Source organism: Bacillus cereus, assembly GCF_002567495.1.
Classification (GTDB): domain Bacteria; phylum Bacillota; class Bacilli; order Bacillales; family Bacillaceae_G; genus Bacillus_A; species Bacillus_A cereus_AQ.
In genome coordinates, this window is sequence record NZ_NVAP01000002.1 from 179,122 (window position 1) to 197,144 (window position 18,023).

An 18,023-nucleotide genomic window follows, 5' to 3' on the forward strand; every position below is an offset into this window, starting at 1 on the left:
GTATAATCACTTTCCGACTTCTTTTTGATACGTAATCCAAGTAGTACAAGGGTTAAAAGGAAAGGATTTTAATATTTCTATTGCATATATACTCGTTGAATCGAATTCACCTTGAATGAAAGAGTAACCATATTTCTTTGCATACATAGCTTGTTTGAAAACGAGCAGTTTCAGTAAGGATAAATTGTCCGTAGTGTGAGTCCCGCACCATCCTAGTTCTAACGTATTATCTTTTTCTGATGTATGGAGGAAAGAGTACCCAATAATTTCGTTCTCTTCACCTATAATTAGAAAGCTTCCATCTAGTAACATATCATCAGCTAAGATCATTTCTTTCCAAGTTTGTAGCGGGAATGAGGCAACGGGATTTGCTAAATGGGTTTGCTCGTAATTTTCTTTTACTAAGTAGGCTAGTTTTTCTAGTAAATTATTATTGGATACGATGTTCGATAAAGTTTGTAAATGATAATTTGAATTAGGGACTATATCGATAGGAACTATTTTTTGTAAGTCTAATATCGGCATAAATGTTCTTCGAATTTCCATAAAATCATGTTCTTCATAATAGGCTTTTAAATGAGCTGATGTTTCCCATATAGAGGTTTGCAATGGTAGTTTGAAGTTTTCTCGTTTTTGAATGTCGCCTAATAAGTATTGTTCAATGTGTAGGTCTAAATAGAAAGGATTCGTATATATTCGAAAGTATGTGCAGTATGGATGGAAGTTACTGTTCCAGGCGAAAAAGATGCCTACTACATCTTTTTTATAGTAGGCAACATACGCATATTTTGTTTTATTGTTTCGTAATAAGTTAAGCGGAGAATATTCGTCGTTATATAAATCGATTAGTTTTCTTACTTCTAATGCATTATTATCTCTATATTTTTCTAAGAAGAGATTGCTTTCGTTTAATGAGTGATTCATAGCTCAATCCAATATCTTCTTACAATATTTCCATCTTCCTCAGTAAAGTCCTCATCACGAAGACCACCGTTATGTAATATCGTTTTTTCAGAAGCGGTATTCACTGCGTCGCAAACGACAAGTGCTTTCATGATGTTTAATTCCTTCGTTTTCTCTAATGATAATGCTAGTAACTTCGTAGCATAACCTTTTCTTCTTTCAGAAGGACGGATGCCATAACCGATATGACCGCCAGCATTAAACAAATAATGGGTTAAACTATGACGTATATTCACAGCTCCTACAACTCTATTATTATCTGTAACGAGCCAATATGTAGAATCTGGTACCCAAGTTTCAGGGATATTTATTCCGTTATGCGCATCGAGTAGTTCTTGAACCATAGATGGGAAGTTGGCAGGATCTTTTGAGATAACCCACGGGATCATCGTTTCACCGCTATCTTTCCATTCGTTATAGAAATCTAAGTATTCTTCTTGCAAATCAGTAGTGGGTGTAAGTAACGAGACGTTCATTGTTAGTAATCTCCTTTATTTATGTAGTTTTTATAAAAAATTAAGATACAAAATGAAAGCGTTTTCTAAACTTTCTCAACCTAATTTCATGTAATCCACCTTTGTTTTTTGTAGAAAATTAGTGGAGGTTTAAAATTAGAAATTATTTATTTTATGTTAATATTTAAAATATTAACATAAAACGGTCGGAGTATTAAGTGTATTTTAGTGGTATTCCTTCATATAGATAAATGAATGTTTGTGATAATTTTTGTTTTATCTATCTATAATGAATGAAAGGAGGAAGTGCCCGTGAGTGTAGATTTTGATTTTATTATACGAATCGGTGTTGCTGGCTTGTTAGGAGCAATGATTGGTATTGAAAGAGAAATTCGATCAAAAGAAGCTGGATTAAAGACTCATTTCCTCGTAGCGGTAGGGAGTGCTTTAATAATGGTCGTTTCGAAATACGCTTTTTCAGATATTGTGTTTGAAGATCATACGTCTCTTGACCCAAGTCGTATCGCAGCACAAGTTGTTAGTGGAGTTGGTTTTTTAGGTGCAGGTACAATTATTATACAAAAGCAGGCAGTGAAAGGATTAACGACAGCGGCTGGTTTGTGGGCTACGGCAGGAATAGGATTAGCAATTGGGGCAGGAATGTATGTAGTGGGCATTGGAGCGACGATTCTCGTTTTAATTGGTTTAGAAATTGTAAGTCGTATTTTTAAGGTGCAATTTTTATTTCCACAAAATATAACAGTGCAAATGTGTATAAATAAACAAGAAGCGGTACAACAAATATTAGAAACGCTACAAGTGAAAGGCATTCCAATCCTTTCATATGAGGTGAAAGCTTTACAGAAAGATACAGAAATAGTGTATAAGGTAGGAATACAACTGAAAAATATATCGTCAGAAGAAAAGAATGAGTTTATTCAGCATATGCAAGCATTACCGGAAGTTACGTTTATAAAGTTAAAATCATAGTTTGAAAAAAGAGAGATAGATGTAGCGGGAAATTTGCTATTATCTATCTCTCTTTTGATATGAAATGCACAGAAAGTCAAGCGTTAATTTTACATGGAATGGATACATGTGTGAACGTTACCTTATTTTTTTCTCAATACAGAACAAAAAGTGAAAATAGTAAAATAATGGAGCGGGACACTAAAAATGTAAGGTAGGGGAGAGCATGAAAGGCTATTCAAAAAAAATGTTAGTAGGGGTAAGTTTTGCTAGTTTAATGTTAGGGAGTTTTCAAGGGGTAAGTTTGGCAGAAGATACTAAGGGAGAGCAAGTTTCTTATCGAAATGTGCTCAAAATGGAGCCAGTCGGTGTACAACTACCAGTGCAAGAATTAGCTCATTCATCGAAATTGCTCGAGAGCAAGTCTTTTGAGAAAAGGCTACAATTTGCTGATTTATCACAAAGACCGCCTGAGGTGAAAAAGGAAAGTAAGCAATTAGCTGTAGCGAAAACTTATACAATTGCTGAATTAAATCAATTAAGCAATCAGCAGTTAGTAGATTTACTTGTAACAATTGATTGGGAGCAAATTACTGGGCTATTTCAGTTTAATACAGACAGTCTAGCATTCTATCAAAATGATAGTAGGGTGCAGGCGATTATTGATAAATTGAAGCAGCAAGGACAAGCCTATACGAAGGATGATTCAAAAGGGATTGAGACATTAGTAGAGGTATTACGTTCAGGATTTTATTTAGGATTTTATAATTCGGAACTTAGTAAATTAAATGAACGGAGTTATCATGATAAATGCTTACCTGCATTAAAAGCGATAGCTAACAATTCAAATTTCAAGCTGGGTACATTAGAGCAAAATAGAGTGGTATCGTCATACGGAAAGTTAATAGGAAACGCTTCGAGTGATGTGGAAACGATAACATCGGCTGCAAAGATTTTTAAACAATATAATGACGATTTTTCTACATTAGTAGATAATCTTTCAGCTGGAAATGCTATTTACGATATTATGCAAGGTGTTGATTACGACATTCAATCGTATTTGTATGATACGAGGAAAGCACCGAAAGATACAGTATGGTATCAGAAAATAGATAGTTATATTAATGAACTAAGTCGTTTTGCATTAATGGGAACGATTACAGCAAAAAACGGGTGGCTTATTAATAATGGCATTTATTATACAGGTAGACTCGGTACGTTCCATAGTACAGGAACGAAAGGATTACAAGTTGTAACAGATGCGATGAAGATCTATCCGTATTTAGGTGAGCAATATTTCGTAGCAGCTGAGCAAATCGCAACGAATTATGGCGGAAAAGATGCAAATGGTAAAGTGGTGAATTTAGATCAAATAAGAGAAGATGGAAAGAAAAAATATTTGCCAAAAACGTATACGTTTGATGATGGGGCCATTGTTTTGAAAACTGGAGATAAAGTGACAGAAGAAAAAGTAAAACGTTTATATTGGGCGGCAAAAGAAGTAAAGGCACAATTCCATCGTACGGTTGAAAGTGATCAGCCCTTAGAAAAAGGGAATCCTGATGATGTATTAACGATGGTTATTTATAATAGTCCAGCTGAATATCAATTTAACCGTCAATTGTACGGGTATGAAACGAATAACGGCGGTCTTTATATAGAAGGAACAGGCACGTTTTTTACTTATGAACGAACGCCACAAGAAAGTATTTATAGCTTAGAAGAGTTATTCCGACACGAGTTCACGCATTATTTACAAGGTAGATATGAAGTACCAGGACTTTGGGGACAAGGAAAAATATATGAAAATGAAAGATTATCTTGGTTTGAAGAAGGAAATGCTGAATTTTTTGCAGGGGCAACGAGAACGGATAATGTTGTACCAAGAAAGAGCATTATAGGGGGATTATCTTCAAATCCAGCAGAGCGTTACACGGCAGAGCGAACGTTAAATGCAAAGTATGGAACGTGGGATTTCTATAATTATTCCTTTGCTTTACAATCGTATATGTACAATAAGAGGTATGATATGTTTGATAAAATACATGACCTTATTAGGAAAAATGATGTAACAGCATATGATGCATATCGCTCTGCATTAAGTAAAGATGCGAATTTAAATAAAGAATATCAAGACTATATGCAAATGTTAGTTGATAATCGTGAGAAATATAACGTGCCATTAGTATCAGACGATTATTTAGCAACTCATGCACCGAAACCAGTTTCAGATATTGCGGCAGAAATAATGGCGGAAGCAAAATTGAAAAATGTATCAGTGAAGAAAAATAAATCACAGTTCTTTAACACATTTACATTACAAGGAACATATACAGGAACTGCAGCAAAAGGAGAATATGAAGACTGGAAAACAATTACACAAAACGTTAATGATACGTTAAAACGTTTAAGTGCAAAAGAATGGACAGGCTATAAAACGGTAACAGCATACTTCGTAAATTATCGCGTGAATGCATCAGGACAATTTGAATATGATGTTGTGTTCCACGGCATTAATACGGAAGAAGGTGCAGAGAATAAAGCACCAGTTGCGGTTATAAACGGTCCGTATAGTGGGAATGTAAATGAAGCAATTTCATTTAAAAGCGACGGATCAAAAGATGAAGACGGGAAAATCACTTCGTATAAATGGGAGTTTGGTGATGGAGCAGTAAGTAATGAACAAAATCCAACTCACGTATATACAAAAGAAGGAGCGTATACGGCGAAATTAACAGTAACAGACGATAAAGGAGCAACTAATACTGCTACAGCGACTGTAACTGTCCAAAAGAAAGAAGATAACAGTGCAGAAAAAGAGCCGAATAACTCATTCCAAACAGCAAACAAACTGCAGTTAAATCAAGTTTTACGTGCTAGTTTAGGAAACGGCGATACAAGTGATTTCTTTGAAATTAATGTGGAAACTGCTAAAAACCTTCAAATTAACGTAACGAATGAAAATAATATCGGAATGAACTGGGTACTTTATTCTGAAGCAGATTTAAATAATTATGTTACGTATGCTCAGCAACAAGGGAATAAACTAGTAGGTAGTTACTATACGTATCCAGGGAAGTATTATTTACACGTGTATCAGTATGGCGGGGGAACAGGGAATTATACGGTGGAAGTGAAGTAGTAAAAGGGGAGTTGTCTTTTTCAATGAATGGCAAAAGGTCTGTACTTTAACGAAAAAACAACTGCAGGCAATGTCCGTAATGATAATAACTAATTTATATTTACATTAAACAAATCTAATCAGTAAAAGAGATAAAATCGATAAACTATTATTTCATCACGATGTAAGAAAAATTATAAATATTAAGTGCGTTTAATTTAACTAAAGGATCAGAGTTTATCTGTAACAATAGATAAGCTCTGATCCTTATTATTTTTAATTAACACACATGAATTTAAGGTAATTAATAAGTAAGCTAGCGGGATTTTTGAAATTCATGTATCTAATAAAATAAACAGAAAATTTTTATCGCATTAGCAAGGGATACTAATAGAAAAGCGTGTTCCTTTCCCTAATTCACTCTCTATCTCTATATCTCCGTTTAATTCTTTAATAATACTATAAGCAATCATAGTACCAAGCCCAGTCCCTTTTTCTGTTGTTGAATAGAATGGCAAAGCAATTCGTTTTATTTGTTGAGATGACATCCCAACTCCTGAATCAATAATATCAATTATGATATTTCTTTTTATTTTTTTAATATTTATTTGTAATAATCCACCATTTTTCATAGCCTCAATTCCGTTTTGTATGATGTTGTTTAGACAGAGTCTGAATTTTTCAGGGTCTCCATTTATATAAAAGGAATCTGTACTATTTTGTTTGATTTCAACTTTGTATGATAGAGCGAGTGGTGAAATAGTATCTTTCACCTGATTTAAAATGTGATTAATATCTATTTTCTCTTTTAGGGTGTTCTGTGGTTTTGTTAAAGATAAATAGTTATTAATAGTAGATTGTATGTGCTGCATTTCAATTAACATGATTTCTAAGTACTGATCCTGAGATAACTTAGAGGCATGTTTTTCATTTAATAATTGAGTGAATCCATGTACCGTGGTTAGTGGATTGTGGATTTCGTGTGCAATTGACGCTGCTAGTTCGCTAGCTATATAAAATTTTTCAGCACGTTGCAGTTTTTCTTTCATTTTATGTTTCTCAATCATTCCCTCTATTAAATAAACGGATAATAATACTGTGAAAATATTAATGATTATATAATTTAATAAAAATTCTACGAGAGTAGAGTCTATTTTACCACCTGTATTAATTTGAGTTACAATACCGCAAATAGAAAGTGAAGTTGTACATACTAAAATAAGAAGCAAGCTTAATAATATCTTTTTTTCTTTAACATATATAGGTAAGAAGTAACGAAAGAGCATTGTTATACCAAAAATAATAGTGAAGATAATAAATGATGGAAGAACGCCATTTCCGCCTAAGTAAAATCGATAAGAAAGATATAAAATTCCTATAAAAACAATGTTTTTTGTATTTCCATATAGAAAAACTAATATGATAGGAATAAAACGTAAATCATAAATAAATCCCGCATGTAAATGAAAAGGAAAAGTCATACAAAAAATAATAGCAATGGAGGAAAGGATAGAAAATAACATATTATCACATGTTATTTTTTCTTTAAACTCTAGCCAAAATACGTGATAGCTAAGGATACAAATTATTATAATAAAGGTATTTAATAAAAGAGTAGAAATTCCCATAGTTTTGCATCTCCGATAGTTTGTAAGTAGGATTATATATGAGTTGGACTTAGATGTTTAAGTATTAGTAGACTTTTTATCTAAAAAAGGAAGGGTACTTGAAAAGTGCTGTTATATTACTCGTATTAAAATTGATAAGGAAAATAGAAAAAATAATAGATAAAAAATCTATTTAAATTTATGTACATATGAAATTATAAACTAACTTCTGTATAGATAACATTGGGATTGAGTTACTGATAAAATAAGGTTTTTTTAAGTGTGAATATGATATGTGTGGTGACTTCTGTTTTGTAGCTTTCGTTATATTAACATGGAATATATCAAATTACAAAGTGAAATTTTAGAAAAATTTTATTAGTACATTTTATCTGAAATAGAAACGCTATTTATTTGAGTGTTTTGGTACTTAATCGTATAAAATTTTGTTAGAAAAAGACTTTGAAATTTACATGATCTTTTTTATGAAGCGTAATATTGTAGCTTTATCTATGTGTATTTCTTAATAATCATTAAGGTGCAATGTTAGGATATATAGGTTTATAGATATGAATTATTACATAAAAACACACTAAAAAAAGGATGTATGATGGTAATAGAATACAAACATCAAGGGGGAACTTAAAATGAAGTTAAATAAACTAGTGCTTAGTTGTGGAGTAATTTCAGCATTAACACTTGGTGTGTTAGGGAATAATGCTTATGCTGAAGAAGTACACAAAACAAATGATACAATTCATAAAGCTGAACATGTTTCTGCAGACTTATTATTAACTCAAACAATGGATTATAGTGGCGAGGCTGTAACTTCTTTTGTATATAATGGGAGTACCGATTTAAGCTTCTTTATGAAAAATAATGGTCAAAATACAATGGGATATAGTGTAAAGGGACCAAATACAGAACTAATCGTTGGTGGGTATATAAAACCTGGAGAACAACAAATTAATGTTACAAATGTACAAAATGCTTTATCTCCATTACCGATTGGAACATATAAAATTTACGTTTCAAATGATGATGGTTCTAAGGGACAATTCCAAGTTTCAGTAAGATCTATGAATTAAATTTAAACTGCTTTGTTTTTAAGTTGATTTAATCTTTACTTACTGGAAAGAAACTATATTGAATTGAGAATTACCGATAAAAAACGGGCACCTTATCTAATTGTGAGAGGGTGCTCGTTTTTTGCTATTAAACAGAAAACAATTACTTCCAACGAACTTATAAATACATTTTGATATTTCCATCGCTAATCTACTAGTTTGTATCAACGAGAGAATGTCTATTATAAAAGATATCAAAATAAAGTTGATTTAACATTCATCTACATTATATGGGAAAATAGAAAAACCACCCTAATATGAGTGGTTTCTAGTAATTATTTTTAGGTTATACATTTAAAATTAGGCTAAGTGATAGAAATAATAAACATTTAATCCCGCATTAACTGGCAGTAAGACCCCCACCTCAAAATTCAGCGGAAGCAAAGAAGTTAGGTGGGGATCGGGCTGATTAAAGTTTCACTTTATCCGTTGTTATTATTTTGGTTCTGGATAATGATTGTAGTATGAAATTCTAATAAATTCTTGGTATACATTTGTTAATTTAGCATCTCTAAGAGCATCGTTGAACTTTTGCATACGTACACTGCCTTGAGCGTAGCCTCCACCAGGAGTATAAGGATTTCTAGCTTCAAAGTCATCCATAAATACTTTTAATTTTTTATAGTCTTGAGATTGATAGAAAGCCGCGGCCTCTTCAGGAGTAACATCAAAGTAAGAGGATGATGTTGAATTATAAGAAGCTGCTTGAGCAGTAGGTGCCTCTAGCATAGTTGCAGCGCCACCGAACATAGTAAGTGCCATAGAAGATACAATAATTTTTTTAAACATAATAAAACCTCCACGTAGAATATTTGGATTAATAGTAATCCTGTAATCATTGTAGTTACATTGAAAATGATTATCAAATGCAATTTTGCATAATGTATTCTTTGAATAAGAAGTCCTCCTTATATCTAAATGGAAGGGCCGTAATAAGGAATTAATAGATTAAAAGAGGGGTACATATTATTCGGGGTAACAAGAAAATGAAATGAAAAGGCTATTTTTAGATGGAGAAAGTTAAAAGAAATGATAGTTAACAGTTGAAGTTACCATTATTGGGAATTTAATATCGTTTATTTGTGTTGAGAAATAAATAGTATATGTTGTATAAGGAGACATGAAGGAAGATTGCTTATAGATTTTGCAATACGAGAAAGGGAAACCAGAATTTTAATTTGTCTTTAAACAAGGGACAAAATTATTACTTTCGCGTAACAAAGTATGTTAAACCTCGCTCTAAGTCCTGTAATAGACTATGAAATAATCTTTTCAAAATAAAATATAGTTTGGCTAAAAATTAAAGGACATTAATTCATTGAAGCGGTAATTACTGTTTTCAGGATAGGGGTCTTTTTTTATTTAAGAAAGAGAATATATTTTCTCAACAGGACAAATGGTAATCATCTATAAGTACTACTTATAAGGATAATAGGAAAATAGAAATAAATAATAAAGGAGAATGCGAAATGACAACATTACTATCTAATAGAAATCGAGTTAAAATCAGTGAAGAAGATGTAGATGTATTAAAGGTAATGGCACATCCTGTTCGATTACAAATTGTAAATGAATTAATGCACCATAAAATGTGTAATGTTACACAGTTAACGGAAATATTAAGACTCCCGCAATCCACTGTTTCACAACATCTATCAAAATTAAGGGGAACCGTACTCCGTGCAGAAAGAAGAGGATTAGAGATGCATTATTATATTAATAATGCTAAGGCCCGCCAGATTATAGGGATTTTAGGTTTTTAGGTTCATAATACGTAAAAAGTTTCCTAATATACAATAGGGAACTTTTTTTGTTGAACAAATTGTACATATTTATAAATAGAATGGAAAGAAGTAAACTAGTAATTTAAATAGAGGGATCTTTAAAGATAATTAAATATGCCAAAATATATGATTACAAAGTGAAACTTTTGATGCCTTTTTTTATTTATTAGGTAAAAGCAATTGGGTTGATTCTCTTACAGTACAGGTTAGATAAGATAGAAGATTAATAACTTGAACAAAAGAACTACTATTTACATATTTAACATACATATTTGTTTTTTAAATCGTAGGTGTGTTTTAGAATTTGTATATAGTAAATTCGTTAAAAAACTTGATAAATAATAAAATGTGTAAATTTTTTGACTATTTAATCAAAATTGTTTAATATTTATAATTTATTGTTTTATAATGATAACCGGGTCGATCGTGAATGTTTTAGATATTGCGATATATACTCGGATTAATTTATTCTAGGGAGGTTACAAAATTGGGTAAGAGAGTCATTATAAGAGTTTTTACATTATTATCAGTACTGGCATTATTCCTTAATGTATTTTTACCTAGGGCTAGTGCAGAGGTTATGACGCATGAGAAATATTCAATGGACTGGAGTTATAGTAATAGTCTAGGTAAGTACATTCGCACTGAAATTATTAAAAATTCAAGTGGTCAAATTGCTTATTGCTTAACTCTTGGATTAAAATCACCAAATGGTGAAGATCTTCCTGAAATCGGGAAAACAGATAATGTAGTATATAGAGTCTTATTAAATGGTTTCCCACAAAAAAGTGCTGAACAGCTGGGAGTAGCTAATAAAAATGAGGCGCATTATGCAACGCAGCTTGCGGTTTGGAATGCATTAGGTCAACTTGATGTAAATGAATTAAAACATGAGAATAAAAATGTTGAAAAAGCAGTTAAGGCTATTATTAGTAATGCTAATAATAGTGAAGAGACTCAAGATGTTTTTATGAATGTGATTCCTGCTGAAAAGCAAAAAGCAGAATTAAAGGGTGAATTCTTCGAAACAAATCTATATACAGTACAAACAAATGCTAAGAGTGGTTCGTATAAGGTAGTAGCGAAAAATGCACCTAATGGAGTTAAAATTGTTAGTGAAAATGGAGAAGTGAAAGATCAGCTTTCAGTTGGAGAAAAATTCCGTATCCAAATTCCTAAAGATACAAAAACAGGTGAATTTAATCTAAGTGTTGCTGCTAACTTAACTAAAGTTCAAGCGATTGCTTACCGAGGTACGGATACTGTTCAGAATGCTACAGTACTATTAGAAAGAAATGAAGAAAAGCTTAGTAGTGATCTTGCAGTAAATTGGGAAGCAGCCGGTTCTTTAAAAATTAAAAAGGTTGGAGAAAATGGAGAAGTTTTAGCTGGCGCAGTATTTGAAGTCTTTAATGCAAATAATGGATCAGTTGGAAAAATTACGACTGGTGCTGATGGTACTGCAGAATTAAATAACCTACAAATTGGCACATATACAGTAAAAGAAATTAAAGCACCAATAGGCTATGTTTCAGGTGATAAATCACAAACTATTGAAGTTAAGACAGGTGAAACAGGAGCTGTTCAAGTAGTAAATAACAAAGTAAAAGGTAACATCAAAATTAAAAAACTTAGTGATTCAGGAATGGTTTTACCTAATGTTGAATTCACCGTCTTCACTGAAGATGGAAAAGAAGTGAAACAAGTAGTAACTAAAGAAAATGGAATTGCAAATGTTGAAGGTCTTACGTATGGAAAGTATTATTTCTTAGAGACAAAAACACCTAATGGATATATCGGAAATAAAACAAAGTATCCTTTTGAAATTAAAGAGCACAATAAAACACTTACTTTTACAGTAGAAAATACAGAAGTAAAAGGTAGTGTGAAATTACTAAAAGTAGATAATGAAGATATTAGTAAAAAATTAGAAGGTGCAGTATTCGAGCTAAAAGATGCAAGCGGAAAAGTTATTGGTGAATATAAGACAGATAAAAATGGCGAGATTAACGTTAAAGATTTAGCGTATGGAAAGTATTCATTTGTAGAAAAGGTTTCTCCAAACGGTTACGTTCTTGTTAAAGAACAAATTGTGTTCGAAATAAAGGAACATGGGAAAATTATTGAGTTATTGGCAGTTAATCATCTTATCAAAGGTAATCTTGAAATTACAAAGGTAGATGTAGCTGATGGAAATAACAAGCTTCCAAATGCAGAATTCACTATTTATAACGAAGCAGGAAAAGAAGTAGTGAAAGGAAAAACAGACGATAAAGGTATCGCTAAATTTGAAAAGTTACCATTTGGAAAATACACATATAAAGAAACTGTTGCACCAAAAGGCTATGTATTGAATGAAGAAACATTCTCTTTTGAGATCAAAGAGAATGGTCAAATCATTAAACATATTGTCAAAGATGAAAAGATTCCTTCAATAAAAACAACAGCTACTGATAAAACAGATGGCACAAAAGAAATGCACAAGTCTAAGTCTGTAACAATTCAAGATAAAGTGGAATACAAAGACCTACAAGTAGGTAAAGAGTACACTTTAAAAGGTAAATTAATGGATAAAGAAACGAATAAATCTTTAGTTGTAAATGGTAAGGAAGTAACAGCTGAAACGAAGTTTACACCAAAAGTAGCAAATGGTTCTATTACATTAGACTTTACATTTGATGCAACTGGTTTAGAAGAAAAAGAAGTAGTAGTATTCGAAGAGTTACTGAAAGATGGAAAAGTTGTTACTACACATGCTGATATCAATGATAAAGGTCAAACAGTTAAGTTCGTTAAGCCATCAGTAAAAACAACTGCTACAAACAAAGCTGATGGTGGAAAAGAGATTCATTCAAAGGATTCTATCACTATTCAAGATAAAGTAGAGTATACTAACTTAGTTGTAGGTAAAGAGTACACTTTAAAAGGTAAGCTAATGAACAAAGCTATTAACAAACCATTATTAATTGATGGTAAAGAAGTAACAGCTGAGACTAAGTTTATTGCAAAAGAAAAGAACGGTTTTGTAACATTAGACTTTACGTTCGTTGGTGCTGAACAGCAAGGAAGAGAAGTGGTAGTGTTTGAAGACTTATTACATGAAGGGCAAGTAATTGCAACTCACGCTGACATTAACGATGTAGGTCAAACAGTTCGATTTGTAGAACCTTCTATTAAAACGACAGCTACAAACAAAGCTGATGGTTCTAAAGAGTTAGACGCTTCTAAATCTGTAACAATCCAAGATAAAGTGGAATACAAAGACTTAATCGCGGGCAAAGAGTACGTTGTAAAAGGTAAACTAATGGATAAAGCAACAAGTAAACCATTATTAGTTGATGGTAAAGAAGTAACAGCAGAATCTAAGTTTACTGCGAAAGAAAAAAATGGTTCTATCACATTAGATTTCACATGTAATGCTTCTGCATTACAAGGTAAAGAAGTAGTAGTATTTGAAGAACTGTATCAAGATAATATCTTAGTAGCTATTCACGCTGAATTTGAAGATAAGGGACAAACAGTGAAATTCAAAGAGGTAAAACCGGAACAACCTAAACCAGAACAGCCGAATCCGGATAAAAATACTCCAACATCAGAGCAACCAAAAGAGCAAGTAAAAGAACAACTACAACCTAAGAAAGAAATCGGATCTAAAATTGGTTGGTTACCGCAAACAGGTACGAACCTTACAAGTTGGATCTCTATGGCTGTAGGTGCATTACTGTTAATTTTAGGTGGAGTGATTTTCTTAAAACGTAAAAATGCATAGAAATTAAAAAATAAGCACATCTGTTTTTTTACAAGATGTGCTTATTTTTATCATTTTATATTGTTAAATAATTACTTGATTTACTATTAAGGTGGTTATCTTACAAAAGTGTAAGGTTATTTCAATTGACACTCATATGTATAAGTAACTATACTGGTTACACAATGTTGATGAATATATTTAATAGTTTCTATCTATAAGTGTATGTCCGAGAATTCTTTTTGGAATAATAGTTTGATTTCAAATTTATTATCTGTTATATAGTGATATAACAGACTTAATCTATTCTTTATTCAAGGTCGTATTATTTAAAGATCAATTATAAATGATATATTTACCAACTTGTAATAACTTGATAGAGGTGTTACATTTTGAAATACAAATTAATTGCTACAGGAATTCTTGCTGGAAGTCTACTATCCTACTCATCTAGTACATTTGCCAATACTCATAAGTTCCCAGATGTTCCTGCATGGGCTGACAAATCCGTTAATTATTTAGTTGATAAACAGGTATTGAATGGCTATCCAGATGGAACTTTTGGTTCAAATGACTCATTAGACAGAGCTTCGGCTACAAAAATTATGACAAAAGTTTTAGGTATACAAATTGACTCTAATGCAAAACCATCCTTTACAGATTCCAAAAACCACTGGGCTACTCCTTATATTGCTGCTGCTGAAAAAGCCGGTATTGTTAAAGGTGAAGGTAATGGAATCTTCAATCCATCTGGAAAAGTAACTCGCGCTGCTATGGCTACGATGCTAGTAAATGCATATAAACTACAAAGCACAGCAAATCATAACGAGCAGGTTAAATTTGAAGATTTAAAAGGGCATTGGGGAGAAAAATCTGCCAATATTTTAATTGGTTTAAAAATTTCCAATGGTACCGAGAACGGTTGGCAACCAAATAGATTTATAACACGTGCTGAAGCTGCTCAACTTACTGCAAAAACAGATATGATGCAACATCGTCCAAAAAATCCATTAGAAAGCAAAACAATCATTATTGATCCCGGACATGGTGGCGAAGATCCTGGGAAATCCACAAAGGGATTATCTGAAAGTAAGATTGTACTAGACACTTCTTTACGTCTACAACAATTACTTGAAAAGCATACACCATTTACAGTTTTATTAACTCGTCAATCTGATAATAGACCAGGACATGATCAAAAAAGCTCTTTACAGGAACGTGTTAAATTTGCTAAGGAAAATCAAGGTGATATCTTTATAAGCGTTCATGCAAATGCTTTTAATGGTAATGCAAGAGGGACAGAAACATATTACTATGAATCTTCTAAATCCGAAAAAACAAATCCTCATGTGGAAGAAAGTCGTGTTTTAGCGAAAAAAATTCAAACACGTTTAGTAGAGGCACTGCAAACACGAGATAGAGGGGTTAAACATGGAGACCTTCATGTTATAAGAGAAAATGACATGCCAGCTGTGTTAACGGAACTGGCTTTTATAGATAATGGTATTGATTACAGTAAATTATCTACGGAAAATGGCAGACAGATTGCAGCAGAAGCCATTTATGAAGGGATTTTAGATTATTATGAATGGAAAGGAAATAATGTATCTGAATATAGGCTGTAATAAGTAATTGAAAATATAGTAATTCTCGAAATGAAGAATTCTATAATTTTTTTGTACTTTTTTAAACAACAATTTTAAATTTGTATTTAAAATTGTTGTTTAAATCGTTATTTTGTGTTTTAATAATGTTGATAATAGTTATCAATAATAGTGAGATAAAGATTAGTGAAACATGTGTTTTTAGTTAGTGTCATAAAAGTTAATAATTTTCTATATTGTATCGCTATGAATCTATCTCTATTTTTGTGAACTAGAAATAATATATTTATATCTTTTAAATGTTTAAGAAGGAGTGGCTGTCTGTATGAAAAAAGCAAAAGGAATAGCTAAATGCGTTGCGGTAGCGTCCGTTATTATGTCTGGATCATTTGGTTTACAAGCAACATCTGCATTTGCAGATTCTAAAGGAACTGTAGAAAATCTTCAAAATGGTGGGAAGGTCTATAATAGCTTTAAAACAACTTATGACATGAAGCAGAATATCAAAAATTCAATAAAGGTTTCTTTTATTGAGGATCCGTACGCAGATAAAAAGATTGCAATTGTTACCACTGATGGTAGTAATATAGATGCTAAATATACAATTAATAGCGGATACTATAACGCAGGTTTAAAATGGCCATCAGCTTACCATACTGAAGCAGAAATAACAAGTGGTGATAGTGCTCAATTCCATAAAGCTGCCCCCGTTAATACAATGACTTCAGCAAAGGTCACTTCTGAGGTAGGGTATACACTTGGTGGAAGTATTAAAGTTGGAGTAAATGATAAAGGGCCAAATGCCGATGCAAGTATTACAGGTAGCTTTGCTTGGAAAGAAAGTGTATCTTACGATCAAGTAGATTATAAAACGGTACTAGAGACTCACACAGATAAAAAATTAAATTGGAAAGTAGGATTCCAATCATTTAATTTCCCAGAGTGGGGAATTTATAATCGTGATTCATTCAACACTTTCTATGGTAATCAACTATTTATGAAATCACGTAGTTATAATGAAGGAACGAATAATTTTGTTTCAAAAGATACAGTACCAGCTTTAACAGGATATGGTTTTTCTCCAAACGTAGTAGCGGTTATTACTGCTGATAAAACAGAAACTACATCAGATTTAAAAGTAACAAATCGTAGAATTTCGGATCAGTACAATATCGAATGGGTAAGTTCGAAATGGTGGGGTACAAATAATAAAGATACATATAATGAGTTCTTTACAAACCACTATAAATTAGACTGGAAAAACCATCAGGTTACTCTTGATAACCAAAAAGCTCTTGAAGAACAAATGAATGGTATCAACAGTGTGAATGATAAACTTAACAAAGGAAAAGGGAAATTATCTCTTTCAATGAATGGAAATCAACTTAAAGTTACGTCTAGCAATGCTGGATATGGTATCAGTTACGAAGATAAAAATTGGGGTATCTTTGTAAATGGTGAAAAGGTCTATACTTTTAATGAAAAATCAACTGTAGGCAATATCTCTAATGATATTAACAAATTAAACATTAGAGGACCTTATATCGAGATTAAACAGATCTAGTCAGTAAATGATGGATAATTATCTCATCAAGATACGAGTTTATTTTAAATCTGTATAATGTAACGAAAGGACCAAAGTTTATTTATAAAATAGATAAACTTTGGTCCTTATTATTTTTTTGGTTGCACACGAAATTAAGATGAAATTAGATGTTTTTTGTCCATACTTTCACTCGATTAGAAAAGAGCGTAAAGTATTTGAAAGCTATTGATGCCCCGCAAGGGGATATTGTTTAAAGTAATCAGAACTTCATTGGTTGTTAAGTTACCACTTTAAATATATAATTAAATTTCATTAATAAGATACTCTATTCAAAGTCCTTATTGGGTTTTTGAAGTGAAATATATACTATTTGAGGTGTGTGAAATGGGGAAATCCCGAGAGCAGACGATGGAAAATATCTTAAAGGCTGCTAAGAAAAAATTTGGAGAGCGTGGCTACGAAGGTACGAGCATACAAGAAATTGCAAAAGAAGCGAAAGTGAATGTTGCTATGGCCTCTTACTATTTTAATGGGAAAGAAAACCTATATTATGAGGTGTTTAAGAAATATGGTCTTGCTAATGAGCTACCCAATTTTCTTGAGAAGAATCAATTTGATCCTATCAATGCCCTTAGAGAATATTTAACGGTTTTTACTACACATATAAAAGAGAACCCTGAAATTGGATCGTTGGCATATGAGGAGATTATTAAGGAAAGTGCACGATTAGAAAAGATTAAACCGTATTTCATAGGTAATTTTGAACAGTTAAAAGAAATATTACAGGAGGGTGAAAAGCAAGGGGTTTTTCATTTCTTCTCCATAAATCATACGATACATTGGATTACTTCTATTGTTTTATTTCCAAAGTTTAAAAAATTTATTGATTCTTTAGGGCCAAATGAAACGAATGATGCAAATCATGAATGGATGCCAGAAGACTTAGTGAACAGGATTGTTACTGCATTAACAGATAAACCTAACGTGTAAATTATTCAGTGTTTATGAATTCTATTATTACTATTTAAAGCCTAATTTCTCAATGTATTGTAGAGAAATTAGGCTTTTTTTAACACGTCCTTAAACTTTTTATAGTTCA

General features: G+C 32.0%; 12 protein-coding genes. 8 read left to right on the forward strand and 4 right to left on the reverse strand.

Annotation, left to right across the window (positions count from 1 at the left end):
• Positions 1 to 6 precede the first annotated feature (6 nt).
• Positions 7 to 924 carry a GNAT family acetyltransferase gene (locus tag COK05_RS01080; protein WP_098611120.1) on the reverse strand — a complete coding sequence of 306 codons (918 nt, stop codon included), beginning with the start codon at positions 922 to 924 and terminating at the stop codon, positions 7 to 9.
• Positions 921 to 1,439 (reverse strand): GNAT family N-acetyltransferase, encoded by a 519-nt coding sequence (locus COK05_RS01085; RefSeq protein ID WP_098611121.1) that lies wholly within the window; start codon positions 1,437 to 1,439, stop codon positions 921 to 923. The genes COK05_RS01080 and COK05_RS01085 overlap by 4 nt, the downstream gene beginning before the upstream one ends.
• Positions 1,440 to 1,730: 291 nt before the next feature.
• On the opposite strand from COK05_RS01085, the gene COK05_RS01090 reads away from it, so the two are divergent.
• Complete coding sequence (locus tag COK05_RS01090) at positions 1,731 to 2,408, forward strand: MgtC/SapB family protein (RefSeq protein WP_098611122.1); 678 nt, start codon at positions 1,731 to 1,733, stop codon at positions 2,406 to 2,408.
• 205 nt (positions 2,409 to 2,613) lie between these two features.
• Complete coding sequence (gene colA / locus COK05_RS01095) at positions 2,614 to 5,529, forward strand: collagenase ColA (protein WP_098611123.1); 2,916 nt, start codon at positions 2,614 to 2,616, stop codon at positions 5,527 to 5,529.
• A gap of 353 nt (positions 5,530 to 5,882) precedes the next feature.
• On the opposite strand, the gene COK05_RS01100 is transcribed toward colA, so the two are convergent.
• A complete protein-coding gene (locus tag COK05_RS01100; RefSeq protein ID WP_098611124.1) occupies positions 5,883 to 7,136 on the reverse strand; it encodes a sensor histidine kinase in 1,254 nt (417 codons plus the stop codon).
• A 626-nt stretch (positions 7,137 to 7,762) separates the two neighbouring features.
• Here COK05_RS01100 and COK05_RS01105 point away from each other — a divergent pair.
• Entirely contained in the window at positions 7,763 to 8,203 is a 441-nt protein-coding gene (locus COK05_RS01105; RefSeq protein WP_098611125.1) for a hypothetical protein, read from the forward strand.
• Positions 8,204 to 8,677: 474 nt separating this feature from the next.
• Here the strand turns inward: COK05_RS01105 and COK05_RS01110 are convergent, their stop codons facing one another.
• Positions 8,678 to 9,031 (reverse strand): hypothetical protein, encoded by a 354-nt coding sequence (locus COK05_RS01110; RefSeq protein WP_098611126.1) that lies wholly within the window; start codon positions 9,029 to 9,031, stop codon positions 8,678 to 8,680.
• Between the two features lie 680 nt (positions 9,032 to 9,711).
• Here COK05_RS01110 and COK05_RS01115 point away from each other — a divergent pair.
• The 5 genes from COK05_RS01115 to hlyIIR all read left to right on the forward strand — a co-directional run bounded on the left by COK05_RS01115 (position 9,712) and on the right by hlyIIR (position 17,914).
• Positions 9,712 to 10,005 carry an ArsR/SmtB family transcription factor gene (locus COK05_RS01115; RefSeq protein WP_098611127.1) on the forward strand — a complete coding sequence of 98 codons (294 nt, stop codon included), beginning with the start codon at positions 9,712 to 9,714 and terminating at the stop codon, positions 10,003 to 10,005.
• A 508-nt stretch (positions 10,006 to 10,513) separates the two neighbouring features.
• Positions 10,514 to 13,795 (forward strand): VaFE repeat-containing surface-anchored protein, encoded by a 3,282-nt coding sequence (locus tag COK05_RS01120; RefSeq protein ID WP_098611128.1) that lies wholly within the window; start codon positions 10,514 to 10,516, stop codon positions 13,793 to 13,795.
• Between the two features lie 371 nt (positions 13,796 to 14,166).
• Positions 14,167 to 15,399 carry an N-acetylmuramoyl-L-alanine amidase gene (locus tag COK05_RS01125; RefSeq protein ID WP_098611129.1) on the forward strand — a complete coding sequence of 411 codons (1,233 nt, stop codon included), beginning with the start codon at positions 14,167 to 14,169 and terminating at the stop codon, positions 15,397 to 15,399.
• A gap of 304 nt (positions 15,400 to 15,703) precedes the next feature.
• A complete protein-coding gene (hlyII, locus tag COK05_RS01130; RefSeq protein WP_098611130.1) occupies positions 15,704 to 16,942 on the forward strand; it encodes a hemolysin II HlyII in 1,239 nt (412 codons plus the stop codon).
• Between the two features lie 366 nt (positions 16,943 to 17,308).
• Positions 17,309 to 17,914: a hemolysin II regulator HlyIIR gene (hlyIIR, locus tag COK05_RS01135; protein ID WP_098611131.1), complete on the forward strand. Its 606-nt coding sequence runs from the start codon at positions 17,309 to 17,311 to the stop codon at positions 17,912 to 17,914.
• The last annotated feature ends 109 nt before the right edge of the window (positions 17,915 to 18,023 follow it).

Bases quoted from the DNA above. Each gene is read 5' to 3' on its own strand.
- COK05_RS01100 (WP_098611124.1), bottom strand. From the start codon at position 7,136: ATGGGAATTTCTACTCTTTTATTAAATACCTTTATTATAATAATTTGT.
- hlyII (WP_098611130.1), top strand. From the start codon at position 15,704: ATGAAAAAAGCAAAAGGAATAGCTAAATGCGTTGCGGTAGCGTCCGTT.
- COK05_RS01080 (WP_098611120.1), bottom strand. From the start codon at position 924: ATGAATCACTCATTAAACGAAAGCAATCTCTTCTTAGAAAAATATAGA.
- COK05_RS01115 (WP_098611127.1), top strand. From the start codon at position 9,712: ATGACAACATTACTATCTAATAGAAATCGAGTTAAAATCAGTGAAGAA.
- COK05_RS01085 (WP_098611121.1), bottom strand. From the start codon at position 1,439: ATGAACGTCTCGTTACTTACACCCACTACTGATTTGCAAGAAGAATAC.
- COK05_RS01110 (WP_098611126.1), bottom strand. From the start codon at position 9,031: ATGTTTAAAAAAATTATTGTATCTTCTATGGCACTTACTATGTTCGGT.
- COK05_RS01105 (WP_098611125.1), top strand. From the start codon at position 7,763: ATGAAGTTAAATAAACTAGTGCTTAGTTGTGGAGTAATTTCAGCATTA.
- hlyIIR (WP_098611131.1), top strand. From the start codon at position 17,309: ATGGGGAAATCCCGAGAGCAGACGATGGAAAATATCTTAAAGGCTGCT.
- colA (WP_098611123.1), top strand. From the start codon at position 2,614: ATGAAAGGCTATTCAAAAAAAATGTTAGTAGGGGTAAGTTTTGCTAGT.